Genomic DNA, 18,441 nt, shown 5'->3' with positions numbered 1-18,441 from the left:
GCCTGCGCCCGCTCACTTCTTCGTCAGCGACGACTCCTTGTGCGCGGCCTTCGCGTCGGTCTTGTCGCTCTGCACGATCCAGTAGGGCTCGTCGTCCGAGGCGTTGAACTTCTGCCCCTCGAACTGGAACTCCTTCGTCTTCTTCTCGACCAGCTCGCCGTGGGTCTCGCCCTGCGAGGTGTTCCAGCTGATCTTGTCGCCCTTCTTCACGAGGCGGCTCCTCTCTCTCGGTCGCGCCGGAGCGCGGTGGTCCCCTCGCGCGGAAGCGCGATGGTGGTGGTGACGTCGACGATCGCCGGAGCGGCGGGCGCCGACGAGAAGCCGAACCGCACGGGCGGCGAGAGCGGGCGCAACGGGCCGAGGTCCTCCTCCGCCAGCACCGCGTGGACGCCCTCGACGCGGCGGATCGCCCGCACGCCGTAGTACTCGCGGCGTCCGTGCCCAGCCGACCCGGCCGTACTGACCCCGCGGACGAGCAGGGAGGCGACCGGCGAGATCGCGGTCAGCCATGCCGGGTGCTCGGCGAGCGGTCGTGGAACGATCCGCAGCAGCCGGCCGAGCGGAGTGAGACCGCCGAGCTCCAGTCGCACCGCGAGCGGTCCGGCCGCGACGGACAGGCCGCCCGCGATCCTCCGCCACGACACCGGCGCGATCCGCACCTCGTCGAACGCGTACGTCGACCCGATGAAGTCCGCGACCTCGCGGGTCGGTGCGATCAGGAGGCGGTGGCCGTCGCCGTCCTCGACCATCGCGTCGGCGAACGGGCCGAAGGGGGTGTCCTCCCAGAGGCCCAGCACGATCCTCGTGCCCGAGGACGTGCCGAACCCCGCGATGCGCCCGCCGAAGCGGAGGAGCCGCGGGGTCCGGCCGGTCATCAGGAGGCCGAGCGCAGCAGCGTGAACGAGCCGTCGCGGACGATCAGCGTGGTGACCTCGCCCTCGACGACCTGCTCCGGGTCGCTCGAGGCGGCCAGCCTCCACTCGGCGCCGGGCGCCTCGGGAACGGTGAACTCGACGCCGTTCTCCGCCGCGTTCAGCAGCAGGGCGAAGCTCGCGCTGCCCTCGTGCTCGAACACGAAGGTGATCGAGCGGGCGTCGGGGTTGTCCCAGTCCTCGTCGGCGAAGCCCTGCGCGTCGGAGCGGAGGATGTCGACCGTGTCGGGGCCGCCGTCGCCGGGGGCGCGGCGGAACCACTTCGGGCGCAGCGCCGGCTCCGCGGCGCGGAGGGCGATCAGCTCGCGGGTGAAGGCGAGCAGCTCGCGGTCCGCGTTCTCCCAGTCGAACCACGAGATCTCGTCGTCCTGGCAGTAGGCGTTGTTGTTGCCGCCCTGCGTGCGGGCGATCTCGTCGCCGCCCAGGATCATCGGCACGCCGGCCGAGAGCAGCAGCGTCGCGAGGAAGTTGCGGCGCATGCGGTCGCGGCGCTCGTTGACCGCCTCGTTCTCGGTCGGGCCCTCGGCGCCGTTGTTGGAGGAGCGGTTGTCGCTCTCGCCGTCGTTGTTGTCCTCGCCGTTGGCCGCGTTGTGCTTGCGCGAGTACGCGGTGAGGTCGGCGAGGGTGAAGCCGTCGTGCGCGGTGACGAAGTTGATGCTGGAGACCGGCGAGCGGCGGTCGGCCTCGTACACGTCGGGGGAGCCGAGGACGCGCTGCGCGGTCGTGCCGAGCACCGAGTCGGCGCCGTTCCAGAAGTCGCGCACGTCGTCGCGGAACTTCCCGTTCCACTCCGACCAGTCCGCGGGGAAGCCGCCGACCTGGTAGCCGGCGGTGTCCCACGGCTCGGCGATCATCTTGACGGGCGCGAGCACCGGGTCCTGCGCGATCAGGTCGAGGAAGGCGCTGTGCACCTCGGCCTCACCGGTCTGGCGGGTGAGGGTGGTGGCGAGGTCGAAGCGGAAGCCGTCGATGTGCATCTCGGTCACCCAGTAGCGCAGCGAGTCCATGATCAGGCCGAGCGCGGCCGGGTGCGCGACGTTGAGGCTGTTGCCGGTGCCGGTGGTGTCGAAGTAGTTCGCGCGGTCCTCCTCCACCAGTCGGTAGTAGGAGCCGTTGTCGATGCCCTTGAACGAGAGGGTGGGGCCCTTGTCGTTGCCCTCGGCGGTGTGGTTGTAGACCACGTCGAGGATGACCTCGAGGCCGGCCTCGTGGAACGCCTTGACCATGGCCTTGAACTCGTCGACCTGCGAGCCGTCGTCCCCGGCGTGCGAGTACTCGTTGTGCGGCGCGAAGAAGCCGAGGGAGTTGTAGCCCCAGTAGTTGCGCAGGCCCTTCTCCTCGAGGTGCGAGTCCTGCACGAACTGGTGCACGGGGAGCAGCTCGACCGAGGTCACGCCCAGGTCGGTGAAGTGCTTGATCGCGGCGGGGTGCGCGAGGCCGCGGTAGGTGCCGCGGATGTCCTCGGGCACGTCGGGGTGCAGCTTCGTGAAGCCCTTCACGTGCACCTCGTAGACGACGGTCTCCTCGAGCGGGATGCGCGGCGCGGTGTCGCCGCTCCAGTCGAAGGAGTCGGGGTCGGTGACGACGCAGCGGGGGACCGCGTGCGCGGAGTCGGCGTCGTTGCGGGAGTCGGCGTCCTCGTAGAACTGGCCGAAGACGTCCTCGGACCAGGTGTACGAGCCCTCGATCGCGGTGGCGTGCGGGTCGAGGAGGAGCTTGGCGGCGTTGTGGCGGAGGCCGTTGGCGGGGTCCCAGGGGCCGTCGACGCGCAGTCCGTAGCGGGTGCCGATGCCCATCTCGGGGACGAGGCCGTGGAAGACGTGGCCGGTCCGCTCGGTGAGGGCGACGCGGGTCTCTGCTCCGGACTCGTCGAAGAGGCAGACCTCGACGCTGTCCGCGGTCTCGGAGTAGACGGCGACGCCGGCGCCGGCGTCGCCGCGGAGGGAGACGCCGAGGGGATACGGGAAGGAACGGGGGGATGCGGGCATGCGTCCATCCTGACCGGGCGGCTCCGGGAGCTTCGCGCCCTTGTCGCCGCGCCCGCCTCCCGCTAATCTTCCAGGCCCTCCCTTCGACACGGCGCCCTCCGCGGGCATATAGTCAGCTGGCTTACTAAATCGTCGGAGGAGAGCGTCGTGCGCAACCGCAAGTGGATCGGGCTGGTCGTCATCAGCCTCGGAGTGGCGACGATCATCGTCGACTCGACCATCGTCAACGTCGCCATCCCGTCGATCGTCGCCGATCTCGGGATCACCTCGACCCAGGTGCAGTGGGTGCAGGAGTCGTACACGCTCGTGTTCGCCGCGCTCCTGCTGGTCTTCGGCACCCTCGCCGACCGCTGGGGCCGGCGCCGCATGCTGATCGTCGGCGTCTCGCTCTTCGCGCTCTCCTCCGTCGCGGCGGCCCTCGCTCCGACCGGCGACCTGCTGATCCTCTCCAGGGTCGTGCAGGGCGTCGGAGGAGCGATGGTGCTGCCGACGACCCTCTCGCTGATCAACGCCACCTTCCGCGGGCGCGAGCGCGCCATCGCCTTCGCCGTCTGGGGCTCGACCATCGGCGGCATGACCGCGGTCGGCCCGCTGCTCGGCGGCTGGCTCACCACCGACTTCTCCTGGCGCTGGGCGTTCGGCATCAACATCCCGCTCGGCGTGATCATCGTGGTCGGAGCGCTGCTGTTCGTCGACGAGTCGCGGCAGCCCGACGGGCGGAGGGTCGACCTCGTCGGCGCCGCGCTCTCGATCATCGCCTCCGCCTCCCTGGTGTTCGCCCTCATCGAGGGGCGCACCCTCGGCTGGTGGGGCGTCGACGAGCGCCTGAGCGTCGGCGGCTGGAGCTGGCCGCTCGGTCTCTCGCCGGTCCCGATCGCGTTCGCCGTCGCGGTGCTCGCCGGGGTCGCCTTCGTCCTCTGGGCGCGGGCCCGCGAGCGCGCCGGGCGCTCGGCGATGCTCGCGATCGGGCTCTTCCGCCTCGCCTCGTTCCGCAACGGCAACCTCGCCGCGATGATCGTCTCGCTCGGCGAGTTCGGGATCATCCTGGCGCTGCCGATCTGGCTCCAGAGCGTCCTCGGCTACACGGCCGTGCAGACCGGCCTGGTGCTCCTCGCGCTCGCGCTCGGCTCCTTCGTCGCCTCGGGCTTCGCCGGCGCCTTCGGCAACAGGGTCGCGCCGGTGCTGATCGTGCGGGTGGGCCTCGCGGCCGAGATCGTCGGCGTCGCGGGCATCGGCCTGGTCGTCTCCGACTCCACTCCGTGGTGGGCCCTCGTCCCGTTCCTCGCCGTCTACGGCTTCGGCGTCGGCCTCGCGACGGCGCAGCTGACCGGGGTCGTGCTCCGGGACGTGCCCGTCGAGCTCAGCGGGCAGGGCTCGGGCACGCAGTCGACCGCGCGGCAGATCGGCTCGGCGCTGGGCATCGCCGTGCTCGGGACGATCCTCTACACCTCGACCGCGGGGGTCCTCACGACCTCGCTCGAGCAGCAGGGCCTCCCCGCGGAGCAGGTCGCGAGCACCGTCGACGCGGTGGTCGACTCCTCCGGCGCCGCGATCGCCGGGCTGGCCGCCTCACCGGACACCGCCGACGCTGCCCGGGCGGCGGGCGAGGCGTTCTCGGACGGCACCCGCTACGCGGCCTTCGCCGCCGCCGGGTTCCTCGCCGTCGGCTTCCTGGCCACGCTCTCGCTCGGCCGCCCGGCAGAGGAGGAGGGGCCGGAGGTCAGCTCAGCGGAGCCGAGTCGTCGGCGGTGAAGACGATCTTGCCGATCGTGCGGTCGGCGCCGGTCGCTCGGCGCGACAGCACGTCGACGACGTCGCCCAGCGGATGCACGGCGCCCGGCCGGGGCCGCAGCTCGCCGGAGGTGGCGAGCGAGACCGCGCGCCCGATCCGCTCCGCCGTCGCCACCACGATCATGTTGCGCACCCGCGGGCGGTCGCGGCGGACGAGGCCCGTCGCCTGCGAGACCAGCGCCGGACCGCTCGGCACCAGCGTCGCGATGCGCCCGCCCTCGGCCAGGAGGATCGCCGCGTCGTCGACCGGCAGGTGGCCGGAGACGTCGACGACCACGTCGAAGCGGCCGCCCAGCACCCCGAGGTCGAGCGCGCGGTAGTCGTGCGGCTCGGCGCCGAGCGAGCGGAGCAGGTCGGCGGAGGCGGCCGAGCCGGTGGCCGCGACCGTGCAGCCCGCCCGCACCAGCAGCTGGATCGTCGGATCGCCGATGGCTCCCGAGCCGCCGCTGACGAGGACGCGCTCGCCGGCGCGCACGTGCAGTGCGTCCACCAGGCCCACCGCGGTGCCGCCCGACATCGCGAGCGTGACGGCCTCGACGAAGCCGAGGGAGTCGGGCATCGGGACGAGCGAGCGGCTGCGCGCGATGGACGCACCGGCGAAGGCGTCGCCGTCGCGGGTCATCCCCACCACGCGGTCGCCGATCGCGACCGAGTGCGACCCCGGGCCGAGCGCCTCGACGGTGCCGGCGATGTCGAGGCCGAACCCGTAGGGACGGGAGCGGCCGACGGCCATGATCCGCGCGGAGCCGGACAGGATCTTCTCGTCGGTCGCGTTGATGCTCGCCGCGCGCGTGCGCACCAGGACCTCGCCGCGACCCGGCATCGGCACCGGCGCCTCCCGCCACGAGAGCAGATCGGGCCCGCCGAACCTGTCGTACCCGAGTCGTCGCATGTCGCTCCCGTCGTCCGTGCCAGCCCCCCGAGCCTAGGGCGTGGCCGCTGAGCGGAGGCGTCGCGGGCGCCCGGCGGAACCCCCTCCGGTACCCGCGGGCCCGGTGCTACCGTGGCGGCCATGAGCGCAGACGACAGCCCCGAGTTCGCAGGCTTCGAGGCCACCCCCTCCACCGATGCGGAGAAGGCCGACGACGTCCGCCCCGCCGACTCCGAGGTCGAGGAGAACACGACGGCCGACGAGAGCCGCGACCCGGACCACGGCTACGACCCGATGAGCGAGAGCGGCTCCGAGAACGCCCCCGAGGACGAGGTCGGCCCCCGCGAGGACGAGGAGGGCCTGCTTCCCCCCGGCAGCACCGCCGAGGGAGCCGGCACCGCGCTCGGCGCCGACGCCGTCGAGGGCGGCGAGCCCCTGGGAGAGAACGCGAGCGCCGGCACCCCCGGCCAGCTCGCCGACGAGCGCTGGCGCACCAACGGCATCAACCCGCTGGGTTGAGCCTGCTTCCGCGGCGGCCGGCTACCGCCGCGGTAACGACCACCGCCGGTCGCGAACCGTCGAAACGCGTTCCAGCGTTTCGGCGTAGCCGGTCGCGACACGCTCCACCTGCCAGGCCGTCTGCGGGAGCCGACCGCGCCGCGGCGGGCGGGGACCGCCGCGGGAACGAACACCGCCTGAGGCGAACCGTCGAAACGCGTTCCAGCGTTTCGGCGTAGCCGGACGCGACCCGCTCCACCTGCCCGGCCTTTCCTGGGAGCCGACCGCGCCGCGGCGGGCGGGGACCGCCGCGGGAGTGAACACCGCGCACACAGCTGGCGTTCCGGTTGCTCGGAGGAGGAGCAGGGGTGGGCGCCGTAGCGTTCCGGGAGCGCGGCACGCCGGTCGCGCGGACGGGGAGTCCCATGTCGTTGTTCCTGAATCGCACTCGTGAGGTCCGATGGACCGAGGACGAGAGGCGGGCGCTGGCCGAGGCGGTGGCGGAGGACCGGGCCGACGCCTGGCGCGGAGTGGGTGCGCTCGATCGCACCGTCGTCGTCTCGACCGAGGATCCCGGCGTCCGGGGCGGCGCGCGCTGGCCCACCGATCACCGTGCGTTCCTGCGCGTCGACCGCGGCGCCTCCGTGGTGCTCGCGACCGACGGGCTGAGCGATCCCTTCGACCGGCTCGCGCATCCCGGCACCGGTCTCGGCCTCGAGCTGTGCCTCGAGACGTCCGCCGTCCGCGGCGTCCCCACCGCCGAGCTCTGGAACCACTGGCACTTCCGCCTGCTGTACGAGGCCGCCCGACGGGCCGCCCTCCAGGGGGTGTGCTGCCGCAGCTCCCTCGACACGGCGCGGCTCGCGAACGTCGCGGCGCCGCCCGCCTGGACCGATGAGCAGGGCACCGTCGGTGTCCTCCTGGGCCTGCGCAGCCCCGGCCTGCCCGAGCGGCTCGACCTGGCGACCGGTCACGCCGACCTGGTCACCCTCACGCCGCTGCGGCCGCAGGAGCACGCCCGGGCGTCGGTCGACGCGGGCGCCCGTGCCGAGATCGCCGAGCGCCTCCGGGCCCTGCCGCACGAGGAGCTCGTGCACACGGCCCGGCCGCTCGTGGTCTGAGGAGCGTCGCGGGTCAGGAGCCCTCGGCCGGCTCCGGCACCACGGTCATCTCGCCGGTGTTGTTCGCGCTCGCGATGAACTGCTCGATCCACAGGCGGTTCAGCGACGGCCGCTTGCTGCCGTGGAACCGGAAGTGCAGCGGAGTCGTCGGGTGCACCCAGACGGAGCTGCGGCCGTAGCCGGACGACTCCGGCTCGCTCCAGGAGAGGCTGAACGACTCGTTCCGCCGCATCTTGGTGAACATCGCGACCTTGAGGTGCGCGAGGAGCCGGTCCTCGAAGTCGATCTCGAGTGATTGCGGTCCGTAGATCAGTCGTCCCATTGTCTCCGCCGTGAAGTGGTGCCGACGCGCCGGAGTCCCGGACGGCGTCGCGGGCTCCGTGAGCTCGGGAGCCGCCACGGAGAGGATACCGATCCTGCGGCCCGGAGGGGTGACACGGGTTCCGCCTCCGCCGGCCGGGGGCGGAATCACCCCGTCAACGACGGACGCCCCGCCGACCGGATCCGGGGATCCTGGTCGACGGGGCGTCGGAAGTCGGAGATTACTCGCCGACGCCGCGGATGTTCGCGGCCTGCGGGCCCTTGCGGCCCTGCTCGACGTCGTACTCGACGTGCTGGTTCTCGACGAGCTCGCGGTAGCCCTGCTTCGCGATGGCGGAGAAGTGCGCGAACACGTCGGCGCCTCCGTCGTCGGGAGCGATGAAGCCGAAGCCCTTTTCGGAGTTGAACCACTTAACGGTGCCAGTAGGCATTTCTTTTCCTTATGTGTTAATGACGCCGACCGGGGCCGGCGTCGTCAGAGTCCGCACGAGTGTGCGGTACCCGCTCGACTCGGCCTCCGCGGGTGAAACACGCGTCTGCCGGAGTCGTCCGGGTCGTCTAGGGGCTGAGCTCGCGCCTCCGGGGGAGGGCGGCTCTGCGGGGGAGAACGTCCCGCGGACCGGGCGAGCCGGTGGAGCGGGGGTCGAACGAGGAACGGCGCGGCTTCCGCGGCGTCCTGTGAAGGGCGGTACCCGCGTGCGAGGCGGGCGTTCGAACCGGACGACCGAGGACGATGCTCTCGGTCGGTGCGGTCTCTATCAGGGGCTGAGTCTCTTCGTCGTCGTGCGACTTCTCAGCCGTGGAATTCGGGCGATCGCCCAGGAGATGTCTCGACTCTACGGGATCACGGCCCCCGAGCGCGACCGCCCGCGTCAGACGGCGCGCCGATCCGCGTGCGCGAGGCGGCCGGAACCGCTGTCCGGGCGGGTCGCGTTGTGCCACGATACGACTCGGATCGCGCCGTTCCCCGCCGCCGATCCCCGCCACAGCCTCCCCGCCACCGTCGCCCCGGAACGAGCCCGGAGCCCGTCCTCCCGAGGTCACCGTGCCCCTGCCTCCCCGGCCCGCCGACGCCGCGGTGCTGCTGCGCGAGCAGCGCGAGGTCGGCGTGCTCTGCGCCCGGCGGGCGGGCGGGGTGCTGACCGCCGCCTCCGCGCTGCACCTGCTCGCCCTGACGCCCGCGCAGCTGATCACGGTGCTGCCGAGCCTGGCGCTGCTGGTCGTCTCGGCGCTCGTGCAGCTCGCGCCCGGCCGATCGGTCGCGACCGGGACGAGGGCCGTGATCCTGGGATCCGCGCTGGACGTCGCGGCACTCGCCGCCTTCCTCTCGCCGGGCGTCGACGCCTCCCTCCGCGCCGTTCTGGGCGGGATCACGATGCTCGCCTCGATGGCGCTGCCGTGCGCGCTGCTCGCCGTCGGCTCCTGGCGGGGTATGCCGTGGGCCGCGGTCCTCGCGCTGCTCCCGGTCCTCGCCCTCGGCGCGGCGGCGACGGGCGCGTCCGGGCGCGCTCCCTTCGTCCTGATCTCGGTCGTCGTCTGCTGGGCGCTGCTGCTGACCGCCGCGCGGTGGCTCGCGGGCAGCGTCGCGCGTGCGCACGTCGGCACCGCCCGCCTCCGGACCGCCCACGACGCCGAGCGCCGCTCGAGCGAGAGCGAGTCCCGGCACCGCGCCGACGCGCGGCTGATGCACGACACGATCCTGGCGACGCTGACGCTGGTGGCGCACCGGGGGGAGGGCGTGCCCGCTCCCGTGCTGCGCGACCGGGCGGCCGCCGATCTGGCCCTCCTGCGCGGCCTGGAGACGGCGGAGGAGCCGGACCCGGACGGGGCGGCCGGGGTGCCGGAGGCGCTCCTCGCGCTCGGTCGGCGCTCGGCGGCGGTGGGCGTGGAGGTGCGCTGGCACGGCGGTGCGCAGCCGCGGATCCGACCGGAGGTGCTCGACGCCGTGGTGCGCGCGACCGGGGAGTGCCTCGAGAACGTGCGGCGCCACTCCGGAGCGGCCCTGGCCCACGTGAGCGTGGCGGAGGAGGCGGGCACGCTCCGCGTCGTCGTCTCGGACGAGGGGCGCGGTTTCGACCCGGCCGCGGTGGCGGCCGGACGCCTCGGCCTCGCGGAGTCGGTCGTCGGCCGGATCGAGGCGGTGGGCGGCGCGGTCCGGGTCTTCTCGGCGCCCGGGTCCGGCGCGACCGTGCTGCTGAGCGTGCCGCTGTGAGCGGGTCGCGGCAGGAGGAGGGGACGCTCCTGGAGCTGGTCCGGGCGGCGGACAGGAGCCCGGGCGCGCTGTGGAGCATCCGCGAGCGCCTCACCCGGCCGAACCGCCTGAGCGGGAGCTACCTCGGGCTGGGCTTCCTCACGATGGCGGTGCTGCTCGACATCCGCGGAGTGATCTCGTACCTCTGGTCCCTCGACGCGCGGTCCGCGACCTGGCTGAGCGGACTCTCCTGGCTGCTGGTCGTGGCCGCGAGCGCGGTGGGGGTCGCGATCGCCCTCCGCCGCCACGGCGAGCTGCCGCGCCGGGCCTTCGCGGGCGTCCTCGCTGTGGACGTGGCCGCGCTGCTGCTCGAGTTCGCCGACCACGCCCTGCCGACACCGGCTCCGATGTACTACCCGTCGGTCTGCGTGGGAGTGGGCGCGGGCGTGATCGCGCTGATCACCTTCCAGCCGCTCTCGCGCTCGTTCCTCGCTCTGGTGGTCCTGGTCGGGCTCACGGCGCTCGGCCTCGTCGGCCAGGCGCTCCTCGGCGACGGAGGCGCCGCCCTCGCGGTGAGCAACGTCCTCCTCGCCGTCGCGCCCGCGGCCGTGTGCGTCGTCGTGCTCACCTCGCTCGACCAGTACGTGCGGCGCACGCTCGACCGCAGCCTGGCCGACGGCACCGTCCACGCCGCGGACGACGAGTTCTCGCAGGTGGACGCCCGCATCGAGGAGCTCCTCGAGCGGGTCCGGACGCCGGTGCCGCTGGACGAGGAGCTGGGCGAGCGGGCGCGGGTGCTCGGAGACGAGCTCCGCGAGGCGCTCGCCCGCAGCCACGACCGCACCTGGCTGAGGATCGCGGTGGAGGAGTCGGCGCTGCTGTCCTCCGCTGTCGCGCTCGACGATCCGAGCGGGGCCGCGGCGCTGCTGGCCCCGCTCGACCGCTCGCGGCTGCTCTCGGTGCTCTGGCTGCTCACCGCCCCCGCGGGGAGGACTCCGCTCGCCGTCCGCCTGGAGCCGGGCCAGGGCGGCGGGGTGGAGCTCGCCCTGGTCGCCGCGGGCATCCGCACCCGCGACCTCGACCGCTCGGTCTGGGGCATCCTCAGCGAGCTCGGCGAGCACCGCACGACGACCGACCACGGCGCGACGAGGATCCTCGTCGCCCACCGGCCCCGGAGGAGGACGGCGACATGAGCGACGAGCCCGCGATCACGCTGGCCATCCTCGACGACCACCCGATCCTGCTGGCGGCGCTGGCGGAGTGGATCCGCCGCTCGGGCACGGACATCCGCGTGGCGGCGACGGTCGGCACCTGGACGGACCTGCTCGCGCATCCGGCCTTCCCGACCGACATGGTGCTGCTCGACATCGACCTCGGCGACGAGCTCGACCTCGCCATGAAGATCCGGATCATCGCGGCCGCCGGCGCCGCCACGATCATCATCAGCACGCACTCCGAGCCGGGCACGATCAGCCGGGCGCTCGAGGCCGGGGCGCACGGCTACGTGGTCAAGAGCGAGCGGACCGAGACGATCCTCGCGGCGATCCGGGCGGCGGCGCGCGGCGAGCGCTTCCTGACGGCGCAGACGCGGGAGCTGCTCGGGGCCGACCGCCCGGGCACCCTGACGCACCGCGAGCGGGAGATCGTCCGCCTCTTCGTCGACGGGATGCCGCTGAAGCAGGTCGCCACGCTCCTCGGCATCACCCAGGACGCCGCACGGAGCTCGCTGCGCAGCGCCCGGGGCAAGTACCGGGCGGAGGGGCTGGCCGTCGGCACGAAGATCTCGCTCCGCCGGCAGGCGCTGCGCGACGGGATCGTCGAGCGCTAGGCCCGCGCTCGACGGTCCCGGGGGCCTAGACCGTCTCGGCGCGCTTCTGCCGCGCGGGCTCGGCGGGGTCGGAGGGCCCGTTCCAGATCGAGACGATGCCCCAGACGACGGCCGCGATCGGCACGGCCAGCACGGCGCCGACGATGCCGGCGAGGACGGTGCCCACGGTCAGGGCGATCAGGACGATCAGCGGGTGCAGCTTCAGCGAGCGCGCCATCACGACCGGCTGGAGGAAGTTGCCCTCGAGCTGGTTGACCCCGATGACGACCAGGATCACGATCAGCGCGGCGACCGGGCCGTTGGCGACCAGGGCGACGAGAGCGGCGAGGATGCCGGCGGCCGTGGCTCCGACGATCGGGATGAACGCGGTGAGGAAGACGATGACGGCCAGCGGGATCGCCAGCGGCACCTGGATGATCGCCAGCGCGACGCCGATGCCGATCGCGTCGACCGCCGCGACGGTCGCCGTTCCGCGGACGTAGCCGCCCAGCACGTCGACCGTCTTGTGCCCGACGCGCTTGGCGCGCTCGTAGCCCGAGCCGGTGAAGGGGCGCAGGAGGAACTCCCAGATCTTCGGGCCGTCCTTCATGAAGAAGAACAGCACCACGATCATCAGCACGAGGCCGGTGATGAAGTTCGCCGCCGCGGAGACGCCCGCGAGCGCGCCGTTGCCGAACGAGCTGGAGGTGAGGAAGTCGACGACCGACTGGCGGGCGGACTCGATCTGCTCGTCGGTGATCTGGAACGGCAGGTGCTGCACGTAGTCCTGCAGCGAGGTGATGCCGTCGGAGGCGCTGCTGACCAGCTCGTCCCACTGGTTGCGGACCGCGACCGTGATCAGCCAGCCGACCGCGCCGAGGACCGCGAGCAGCCCGATCAGCGCCAGCCAGGTCGCGAGGATCGACGGCACGCCCTTGCGCCGCATCCACGCCAGGACCGGGTGGATCGCCGCGGCGAGGATGAGCGCGATCATCACGGGGATGAGCACCAGCGTGAGCTGCGTCATCGCGAAGACGAGCACCGAGGCCAGCAGGAGGACGATGACCACCTGGAGGCAGCGGGTGGCGAACCGGCCGAGGCCGTCGCTCCAGACCCGCCGCTGCGGATCGGGTGCGCTCGGCTGCGGCGCGGCGACGCTGGTCGAGGAGTCGTTGCGGTCGAAGAAGCCCATGGAGGGACGGTATCGGCTCGGACCGACCTGCCGTCCCTCCTTGACACCCCGGCCGCGCCGCGAAGATCCGGGGGTCAGAGACCGGCGGGCTTCTCCGGCGTGCGCAGCCAGGTGTCGAAGAAGTCCGCCAGGTCGGAGCCGGAGACGTTCTCGGCCAGGGCCTGGAAGTCGGCGGTCGTCGCGTTCGAGTAGCGGTTCTCGGAGGCCCAGCGCTTCAGCAGCACGCCGAACGCGTCCGCGCCGATCCGGTCGCGGAGGGCGACGAGCGTCAGGCCGCCGCGGGCGTAGACGGGCGCGTCGAAGAGGCCTGCGGCTCCGGGGTCGGCGACGGCGGTCGACCAGAACGGGTCGTCGGCGGGAGCGGCTGCGACCCGGGCGGCGGACTCGGTGACGCTCGCGCCGCCGGTGTGCTCCTCCCAGAGCCACTCGGCGTAGGTCGCGAAGCCCTCGTTCAGCCAGATGTCGGACCAGGTCTCCGGAGTGACGCTGTCGCCGTACCACTGGTGCGCGGTCTCGTGCGCGACGGTCGACTCGTCCGCGCCGCCGGAGTAGAACGAGCGGCCCTGGGTCTCGAGGGCGTAGCCGATCCGCTCGTCGTCGACCACGGCTCCGGCCGAGCGGAACGGGTACGGGCCGAAGACGGAGGAGAAGTAGTCGATGATCGCGCCCTGCTTCGCGAGCGCCGCCTCGGTGCGGGCGCGGGTGTCGCCGGTGATGTCCCGGTCGATCGCGTCGATGGTCGTCACGCCGCCCTGGGTGGAGCGGACCAGGTCGTAGTCGCCGATGTTCACCATGGCGAGGTAGCTCGCCATCGGGCTGGTCTCGACCCAGCGGGAGGTCGTCCACCCCTTCGACGTGGTGGGGGAGCCGACCGGCAGGCCGTTCGCGACCACCGTCCGGCCCTCCGGGACCGTGATGCTGAAGGTGTAGCGCGCCTTGTCGGCGGGCGAGTCGTTGACGGGGTACCAGGTCGAGGCGCCGTCCGGCTCGCTGGCGACCAGGGCGCCGTCGTCCGTCGACCACCAGCCGAAGGGGGCCCCGGTGCCGTCGACGGGGTTCCCGGTGGTCCCGGCGTAGTCGATGCTCACCAGTGCGGGCAGGCCCTTCCGGAGGGTCCGGGCGGGCGTGACGGTCAGCTCGTCCCCCGACTGCGAGAACCGGGCGCCCCCGGCGTTGACGGTGACCTTCGAGACGGTGAGGCCGGTCAGGTCGAAGGAGAGCGAGCGCAGGTCCTTCTGGGGCGCGAGGGTGACCACGGCCCTGCCGCCGAGGGCCCGGGTCGCCGGATCGTACTTCAGGACGAGGCTGTAGGTGAGGGCGTCGAAGCCGCTGCTGCCGAGGCCGGGGAAGTAGGGATCGCCGGCGCTGGTGCCCCCGTCGACGGCGCCCGCGCGGGCGGCGGGGGAGGCGATGGCGGCGGGTGCGAGGAGGAGGGAGGAGGCCACAAGCGCGCTGAGCGCGGCTGACGCACGGAATGTCATGTCCGCACGCTAGCGGGCGGGCGTTTCGTGCGCGTGTCGGCACCGTGCCGAGGAGAAGCCCCGTCGATCGACGGACGGGCGATCACGCTCCTGCCGGGGCGAGTCAGCTGCGGAATCCGTCGCGGCCACGGAGCATCGCACGGTGGAATTACCCATTCGAGCCGCCGGAGCCCCGCGGATCGTTGCGTCGGCGACGGATTCCGCACTACAGTCGCCGTGTTCATGCAGGTGCATGGGGTGCGGTACCCGAAGCCGCACTGCACCGCCCTGCTCGGAGCAGACGCCTCCGCCGGGAGGGATGACGATCCTCTCTCCCGGCGGGAGGCGGACCGGGCGGATCCGCCCGGCCGCCGCCGGCGCTACGCCGGGACGCGCACCGTCAGCCCGCCGGGCTCGATCCAGGTGCGGAACGCCGAGGTCGAGCCGAACGGGTCGCCGTCGAGCTCGATCTCCTGCGCGTGCTCGAGGCGGACCGTGAGGTCGCGGCCCTTCACGTACCGCAGGGCCGACACCTCCTTGGTCAGGCCCATCAGCTTCTTGCCGACGACGCCGCTGCGGCGGAGCACGCCGTTCTCCCACACCACCTTGAAGATGATCTGCACCCAGCCGAAGAAGCCCTCGGGGCGCAGCAGGACGATGTCGAACTCGCCGTCGTCGACGGCCGCGTCCGGCAGCAGGAGGATGTTCGCCGGCAGGGCGCCGCAGTTGCCCACGATGATCGTGTGCGCGCGCACCTTGCGGGTCCTCGAGCCGTCGAGGCGGTAGCGGAACTCGAGCTGGTTCTTGTCGAGCAGGGCCTTCCGCAGCGCGTCCACGTAGGCGAGCCAGCCGGCCCGCTTCTTGAGGTCGTCGTCGGTGTTGGCGAGCATCTTCGCGTCGATCCCGAGGCCCGCCATCACGACGTAGGCGTGGCGGTCGCGGCCCGTGGAGGTCTCGATGTCGATCATCCCGAGGTCGATCGCCCGGTCCTGTCCGGAGAACGCGACGGTCAGGGAGTTGTCGATGTCGTCGAGCGTGAGGTTCAGGTTGCGGGCGAGCAGGTTGCCGGTGCCGGAGGGCAGCAGCGCGAGCGAGGCGTCGGAGCCGCGGAGGGCCTCCGCCACGACGCGGACCGTCCCGTCGCCGCCGGCCGCGATCACGACGTCGGCGCCCGCGGCGAGGGCCTCCTTCGTCTGACCGGCTCCGGGGTCCTCGACGGAGGTCTCGTACCAGAGCGTCTCCTCCCAGCCGGCGGCCTCCTCGGCGCGCTTCACAGCGGCCTTCACGGACTCCAGGTCGACCTTGACGGGGTTGTAGACGAGGGCGGCGCGGCGGCGCTCAGGCATCGTCGCGGCTCTCGTCGAGCTCGTCGCCGTTCTCGTCGACACGGCCCGGACGCACGGCGGCGTCCTCGCGGATGTCGATGCGGGTGTCGCCGGCCTCGGTGGTGGAGACCTCGATGCGCGGGGCCGCGTCGGCCTCCGTCGCCTTCGGGGCGCTGGTCAGCTGGTCGTAGCGGTCGTCCGCGCTCTGGTCGGTCATGCCTGGACGGTAGCAGCGGGCGATCCGCGCCCGCGCGGGCTTGCGTCAGCGGCTGCGTGCCGCCTGAAGACCCCAGAGCACGAGCGGGATCTGGAGCGGGAGGCGCAGCAGCGTGATCACCCGGGTCCGAGGCCGACGGGCGTCCCGCGCCATCTGCACGTTGCCGGGGAGGACGGCGGCCATCAGGGCGGCGGAGGCGAGACCGCCGGCCGCGCGGGTCCGCGGGTGCAGCGTCGCGGCCGCGCAGACCAGCTCCGCCGCTCCCGAGACGAGGACCCAGCCGCGCGCCGAGCCGGGCATCCCGCGCGGGACCACCGCGTCGAAGGTCCGCGGGTGCACCAGGTGGACGACTCCCGAGACCGCCATCGCCGACACGAGCACGAGCGGGCCCGCGCCCAGGCCGCTCATCGGCCCTCCGCCCCGCGCTCGAGCGGAGCGACGTGGTCGAGGATCCGGCGCCACTCACGCACCAGCGCCAGCCGGCCGGCTCCGTCGACGGTCACTGTGCGCGCCCGCGCGAGGCGGCCGCGGTACCAGCGGCCGTCCTCGGCGCTCGCCACCGGGTCCGCGTCGCCGTGGACCAGGAGCGTCTCGGCGGTCACCCGGTCGAGGTCGTCGGCCCAGGAGCCGTCGCGGAGGGCCGCGAGGTCGGTCGCGGCGCCGCTCGGGCCCTGCCGCCAGCCCTCGGCGAGCATCCGCTCCAGCCGGTTGCGCAGTCCGCCGTGGGTGGCGAGCACCGGGTCGTCGGAGTCGATCCCGAGCGCGTCCAGGCCCGGCTGCGTCTGCGGGAGGGCGGCGGCGATCGCGTCGGCGTCCTCCCCGCGGAGGGTCTCGCGCCGCTCCCACGCGCTCGTGGGGTGCACGATCGCGCCGGCCTGCGGGGGCGCGGGGGTGCCGACCAGCGCGAGGCGGTCCACGAGGTCGGGGTGCCGGGCCGCGAGCGAGAGCGCGAACGCGCCGCCGGAGCCCCAGCCGACCACGCCGACGCTGCCGAAGCGGGCGCCCTCGACCATGCGGGCGGTGCGCTCGGAGCGGCGCAGGTACTCGGCGAGGTCGTCCGCGCGGTCCTCGACGCGGCCGTGAGCGGCGTCGACCGGGTCCGAGGCGCCGTAGCCGGGGCGGTCGAGGATCAGCAGGTGCAGACCCCACGGACCGGTGACGGTCGGGTCGGGGTCGAAGCCGCCCGCTCCGGGAGTGGGGTGGCAGAACACCACCAGCCGGTCGGCGACGGGATCGCCCGCCGCCGAGACGCCCATCCCGCGGCCGGACCGCAGCTCGAAACGGTGGTTCGCCATGTCGCCTCCCGGGTGCGCCGAGGGTCGGCGCGTCGCCCCCAGTCAAGCGGAGACGGCGGCCCGCGCGCTGGGCCTTGTGCCGGAGCGGGAGCAGTCGGACGCGTCCGGAGCGGGCGTGCTCGCGGTCGCCTTCGTCGCCGAGCGCGGCGACCTCCCGCCCCTCGTCGTCGAGTCGATGGACGGGCTCCTCGCGCTCGTCTCGGGACTGCGCCGGTAACCCCTGCCCCCCGCGGAGGTAGACCCCCGTGGCAGGCGGCCGGCCGCCGCCCAGCGTGCTGGGAGCGGGCCGGCACCGGCTCCGCTCCGTGCTGCCGCGGATGATCGAGCAGGGGCGGGGCAGCGTGATCACCACCTCCTCCGTCGCCGGGCTCGACGGCGCCCCGGGCCTCAGCCCCTCCGTCGCCTCGAAGCGCGGGGTCGCCGGGCTCACCAGGAGCGCGGCCCTCGAGGTCGCGGGCACCGGCGTCCGGGTCGACTCGGTCCACCCGTCGCCCGTGAACACCCGGATGATGCGCTCGATCGAGGCGGGAGCCGTCGACGCCGGCGCACCGTCCGTTCACCCGATGTCCACGTGACGCCGCGGAGGAGGGGAGCGAGGATGGGGGCGTGTCCCGTCGCCTCCTCCTCCCCGTCGCCGGCGTCCTCGCCGCGGCCCTCGCCGCCGGCGGGCTGACGCTCCTCGTCTGGACGATCGACGAGACGCCGTTCGCACGGCCCGACGCCGGCTTCGACCGTCTGACGAGCGAGGTCGCCGCGGTGCCCGGAGTCTCCCTCGACGGCGCCGAGCGCTGGGTCGAGGCGCCGGCGTTCGGCCCGCCGACCTCCTGGGTCGGGGTCGCGGTCGAGGAGCCGGCGCTCGCCGACGCCCTCGCGACGGCCTGTGCGACCGAGTACGCGGATCCGGTGCTGTGGTCGTTCCGGGCGACGTCCGCAGGCGGGAACACCCTCTCCTTCGCGGGTGCGGAGGAGCCGACCGCCGCGTGCCCCGCTCCCGCTGTCGACGCGTCGGCCCTGCTCGAGCGGATCGACGGCTTCGGCCGCGGCCTGGAGCTGCACGCGTCGCTCCGCGAGGGCGCCTTCGCCCTCGACTCCTTCGAGGACGTCTCCGGCGGACTGCCCGCGCTGCTCCCGATCGTCCGGGCGGCGGAGGACCTGCGGGACGCTGCGGGCGCGGAGCGGGGCGCCCCGGTCGAGATCTCCGGTCCCTGGGCCGCGATCACCGTCGGTCCCGGCGAGCAGGAGCGGACCGCCGCGCTGCTCACGACCCTCGTCGAGGAGCACGGCGTCACCGCCTACTGGGCGACCGAGGACGGCCTGCGGATCGTCGCGCCCGACGGCGGGCACGCCGCGATCGAGGCCGCCGTGCGCGACTCCGGGCTGCCGGTGGCCGACCGGCCCCTGCGCTTCGAGGCCGACGAGTCCTGACGCCGGG

21 protein-coding genes are annotated in these 18,441 nt (G+C 73.6%); 9 read left to right on the top strand and 12 right to left on the bottom strand.

The annotated features are described in order from the left end of the window. Positions 1-12: 12 nt before the first annotated feature. Genes C5C63_RS04980 through glgX form a run of 3 tightly spaced genes read right to left on the bottom strand, consistent with a single transcriptional unit; the run spans position 13 to position 2,920 of the window. On the bottom strand, positions 13-210 hold the full coding sequence (locus C5C63_RS04980) for a DUF2945 domain-containing protein (RefSeq protein ID WP_056866275.1): 198 nt from the start codon (positions 208-210) through the stop codon (positions 13-15). Further along, complete coding sequence (locus C5C63_RS04975; protein WP_104246956.1) at positions 207-875, bottom strand: hypothetical protein; 669 nt, start codon at positions 873-875, stop codon at positions 207-209. Before C5C63_RS04975 ends, C5C63_RS04980 begins: the two co-directional genes overlap by 4 nt. Next, the gene (gene glgX, locus C5C63_RS04970) at positions 875-2,920 is read right to left on the bottom strand and encodes a glycogen debranching protein GlgX (RefSeq protein ID WP_104325599.1); all 2,046 of its coding nucleotides are present in this window, start codon (positions 2,918-2,920) and stop codon (positions 875-877) included. Before glgX ends, C5C63_RS04975 begins: the two co-directional genes overlap by 1 nt. Positions 2,921-3,067: 147 nt before the next feature. On the opposite strand from glgX, the gene C5C63_RS04965 reads away from it, so the two are divergent. Then, entirely contained in the window at positions 3,068-4,672 is a 1,605-nt protein-coding gene (locus tag C5C63_RS04965) for a DHA2 family efflux MFS transporter permease subunit (protein WP_104325598.1), read from the top strand. On the opposite strand, the gene C5C63_RS04960 is transcribed toward C5C63_RS04965, so the two are convergent. Then, positions 4,641-5,603, bottom strand: a complete 963-nt coding sequence (locus tag C5C63_RS04960; RefSeq protein ID WP_104295223.1) for an NADP-dependent oxidoreductase — start codon at positions 5,601-5,603, stop codon at positions 4,641-4,643. The genes C5C63_RS04965 and C5C63_RS04960 overlap by 32 nt on opposite strands. A gap of 120 nt (positions 5,604-5,723) precedes the next feature. Here C5C63_RS04960 and C5C63_RS04955 point away from each other — a divergent pair, with 120 nt between their 5' ends. Continuing rightward, positions 5,724-6,101: a hypothetical protein gene (locus C5C63_RS04955; RefSeq protein ID WP_146086357.1), complete on the top strand. Its 378-nt coding sequence runs from the start codon at positions 5,724-5,726 to the stop codon at positions 6,099-6,101. A 404-nt stretch (positions 6,102-6,505) separates the two neighbouring features. Continuing rightward, on the top strand, positions 6,506-7,201 hold the full coding sequence (locus C5C63_RS04950) for a hypothetical protein (protein WP_104238971.1): 696 nt from the start codon (positions 6,506-6,508) through the stop codon (positions 7,199-7,201). Positions 7,202-7,214: 13 nt separating this feature from the next. Here C5C63_RS04950 and C5C63_RS04945 read toward each other — a convergent pair whose 3' ends face one another. Next, positions 7,215-7,523, bottom strand: coding sequence for a hypothetical protein (locus tag C5C63_RS04945; RefSeq protein WP_104226101.1), 309 nt, complete (start codon positions 7,521-7,523; stop codon positions 7,215-7,217). A 220-nt stretch (positions 7,524-7,743) separates the two neighbouring features. Then, the gene (locus C5C63_RS04940; RefSeq protein WP_055786246.1) at positions 7,744-7,953 is read right to left on the bottom strand and encodes a cold-shock protein; all 210 of its coding nucleotides are present in this window, start codon (positions 7,951-7,953) and stop codon (positions 7,744-7,746) included. A 614-nt stretch (positions 7,954-8,567) separates the two neighbouring features. Between C5C63_RS04940 and C5C63_RS16950 the strand changes: the two genes are divergently transcribed. Genes C5C63_RS16950 through C5C63_RS04925 form a run of 3 tightly spaced genes read left to right on the top strand, consistent with a single transcriptional unit; the run spans position 8,568 to position 11,541 of the window. After that, complete coding sequence (locus C5C63_RS16950) at positions 8,568-9,734, top strand: sensor histidine kinase (RefSeq protein WP_104325596.1); 1,167 nt, start codon at positions 8,568-8,570, stop codon at positions 9,732-9,734. After that, complete coding sequence (locus C5C63_RS16945) at positions 9,731-10,906, top strand: hypothetical protein (RefSeq protein WP_104325595.1); 1,176 nt, start codon at positions 9,731-9,733, stop codon at positions 10,904-10,906. Before C5C63_RS16950 ends, C5C63_RS16945 begins: the two co-directional genes overlap by 4 nt. Continuing rightward, positions 10,903-11,541 (top strand): response regulator, encoded by a 639-nt coding sequence (locus tag C5C63_RS04925; protein WP_104325594.1) that lies wholly within the window; start codon positions 10,903-10,905, stop codon positions 11,539-11,541. The genes C5C63_RS16945 and C5C63_RS04925 overlap by 4 nt, the downstream gene beginning before the upstream one ends. Before the next feature lie 25 nt (positions 11,542-11,566). Here C5C63_RS04925 and C5C63_RS04920 read toward each other — a convergent pair whose 3' ends face one another. The 6 genes from C5C63_RS04920 to C5C63_RS04895 form a co-directional block, all read right to left on the bottom strand. Continuing rightward, positions 11,567-12,712, bottom strand: coding sequence for an AI-2E family transporter (locus C5C63_RS04920; protein WP_104292680.1), 1,146 nt, complete (start codon positions 12,710-12,712; stop codon positions 11,567-11,569). Positions 12,713-12,786: 74 nt separating this feature from the next. Beyond that, positions 12,787-14,193, bottom strand: a complete 1,407-nt coding sequence (locus C5C63_RS16940; protein ID WP_104257996.1) for a M1 family metallopeptidase — start codon at positions 14,191-14,193, stop codon at positions 12,787-12,789. Positions 14,194-14,552: 359 nt separating this feature from the next. Then, positions 14,553-15,518, bottom strand: coding sequence for a diacylglycerol kinase family protein (locus C5C63_RS04910; protein WP_104233056.1), 966 nt, complete (start codon positions 15,516-15,518; stop codon positions 14,553-14,555). Then, positions 15,511-15,714: a multidrug transporter gene (locus tag C5C63_RS04905; protein ID WP_104292681.1), complete on the bottom strand. Its 204-nt coding sequence runs from the start codon at positions 15,712-15,714 to the stop codon at positions 15,511-15,513. The genes C5C63_RS04910 and C5C63_RS04905 overlap by 8 nt, the downstream gene beginning before the upstream one ends. Positions 15,715-15,759: 45 nt before the next feature. Beyond that, the gene (locus tag C5C63_RS04900; RefSeq protein ID WP_181068405.1) at positions 15,760-16,122 is read right to left on the bottom strand and encodes a hypothetical protein; all 363 of its coding nucleotides are present in this window, start codon (positions 16,120-16,122) and stop codon (positions 15,760-15,762) included. Next, the gene (locus tag C5C63_RS04895; protein ID WP_104239584.1) at positions 16,119-17,009 is read right to left on the bottom strand and encodes an alpha/beta fold hydrolase; all 891 of its coding nucleotides are present in this window, start codon (positions 17,007-17,009) and stop codon (positions 16,119-16,121) included. The genes C5C63_RS04900 and C5C63_RS04895 overlap by 4 nt, the downstream gene beginning before the upstream one ends. Between C5C63_RS04895 and C5C63_RS16675 the strand changes: the two genes are divergently transcribed. Genes C5C63_RS16675 through C5C63_RS04885 form a run of 3 tightly spaced genes read left to right on the top strand, consistent with a single transcriptional unit; the run spans position 17,008 to position 18,434 of the window. After that, on the top strand, positions 17,008-17,226 hold the full coding sequence (locus C5C63_RS16675; protein ID WP_146078495.1) for a hypothetical protein: 219 nt from the start codon (positions 17,008-17,010) through the stop codon (positions 17,224-17,226). The genes C5C63_RS04895 and C5C63_RS16675 overlap by 2 nt on opposite strands. 28 nt (positions 17,227-17,254) lie before the next feature. Then, positions 17,255-17,584 carry an SDR family NAD(P)-dependent oxidoreductase gene (locus C5C63_RS04890; RefSeq protein ID WP_219814045.1) on the top strand — a complete coding sequence of 110 codons (330 nt, stop codon included), beginning with the start codon at positions 17,255-17,257 and terminating at the stop codon, positions 17,582-17,584. 31 nt (positions 17,585-17,615) lie between these two features. Continuing rightward, positions 17,616-18,434, top strand: coding sequence for a hypothetical protein (locus C5C63_RS04885; RefSeq protein WP_104325593.1), 819 nt, complete (start codon positions 17,616-17,618; stop codon positions 18,432-18,434). Positions 18,435-18,441 lie beyond the last annotated feature (7 nt).

It is taken from the genome of Rathayibacter sp. AY1B8 (genome assembly GCF_002932775.1).
GTDB lineage: Bacteria > Actinomycetota > Actinomycetes > Actinomycetales > Microbacteriaceae > Rathayibacter.
The sequence above is the reverse complement of the archived record's forward strand: the minus strand, read 5'-3'. Positions and strand labels throughout refer to the sequence as shown.

What these genes read in the sequence shown, in the direction of transcription:
- C5C63_RS04950 (WP_104238971.1), top strand. Translation starts at nt 6,506, where the DNA reads ATGTCGTTGTTCCTGAATCGCACTCGTGAGGTCCGATGGACCGAGGAC.
- C5C63_RS04910 (WP_104233056.1), bottom strand. Translation starts at nt 15,518, where the DNA reads ATGCCTGAGCGCCGCCGCGCCGCCCTCGTCTACAACCCCGTCAAGGTC.
- C5C63_RS04975 (WP_104246956.1), bottom strand. Translation starts at nt 875, where the DNA reads ATGACCGGCCGGACCCCGCGGCTCCTCCGCTTCGGCGGGCGCATCGCG.
- C5C63_RS04895 (WP_104239584.1), bottom strand. Translation starts at nt 17,009, where the DNA reads ATGGCGAACCACCGTTTCGAGCTGCGGTCCGGCCGCGGGATGGGCGTC.
- glgX (WP_104325599.1), bottom strand. Translation starts at nt 2,920, where the DNA reads ATGCCCGCATCCCCCCGTTCCTTCCCGTATCCCCTCGGCGTCTCCCTC.
- C5C63_RS04960 (WP_104295223.1), bottom strand. Translation starts at nt 5,603, where the DNA reads ATGCGACGACTCGGGTACGACAGGTTCGGCGGGCCCGATCTGCTCTCG.
- C5C63_RS04925 (WP_104325594.1), top strand. Translation starts at nt 10,903, where the DNA reads ATGAGCGACGAGCCCGCGATCACGCTGGCCATCCTCGACGACCACCCG.
- C5C63_RS04940 (WP_055786246.1), bottom strand. Translation starts at nt 7,953, where the DNA reads ATGCCTACTGGCACCGTTAAGTGGTTCAACTCCGAAAAGGGCTTCGGC.
- C5C63_RS04905 (WP_104292681.1), bottom strand. Translation starts at nt 15,714, where the DNA reads ATGACCGACCAGAGCGCGGACGACCGCTACGACCAGCTGACCAGCGCC.
- C5C63_RS16675 (WP_146078495.1), top strand. Translation starts at nt 17,008, where the DNA reads ATGTCGCCTCCCGGGTGCGCCGAGGGTCGGCGCGTCGCCCCCAGTCAA.
- C5C63_RS16940 (WP_104257996.1), bottom strand. Translation starts at nt 14,193, where the DNA reads ATGACATTCCGTGCGTCAGCCGCGCTCAGCGCGCTTGTGGCCTCCTCC.
- C5C63_RS04945 (WP_104226101.1), bottom strand. Translation starts at nt 7,523, where the DNA reads ATGGGACGACTGATCTACGGACCGCAATCACTCGAGATCGACTTCGAG.
- C5C63_RS04955 (WP_146086357.1), top strand. Translation starts at nt 5,724, where the DNA reads ATGAGCGCAGACGACAGCCCCGAGTTCGCAGGCTTCGAGGCCACCCCC.
- C5C63_RS04900 (WP_181068405.1), bottom strand. Translation starts at nt 16,122, where the DNA reads ATGAGCGGCCTGGGCGCGGGCCCGCTCGTGCTCGTGTCGGCGATGGCG.
- C5C63_RS04920 (WP_104292680.1), bottom strand. Translation starts at nt 12,712, where the DNA reads ATGGGCTTCTTCGACCGCAACGACTCCTCGACCAGCGTCGCCGCGCCG.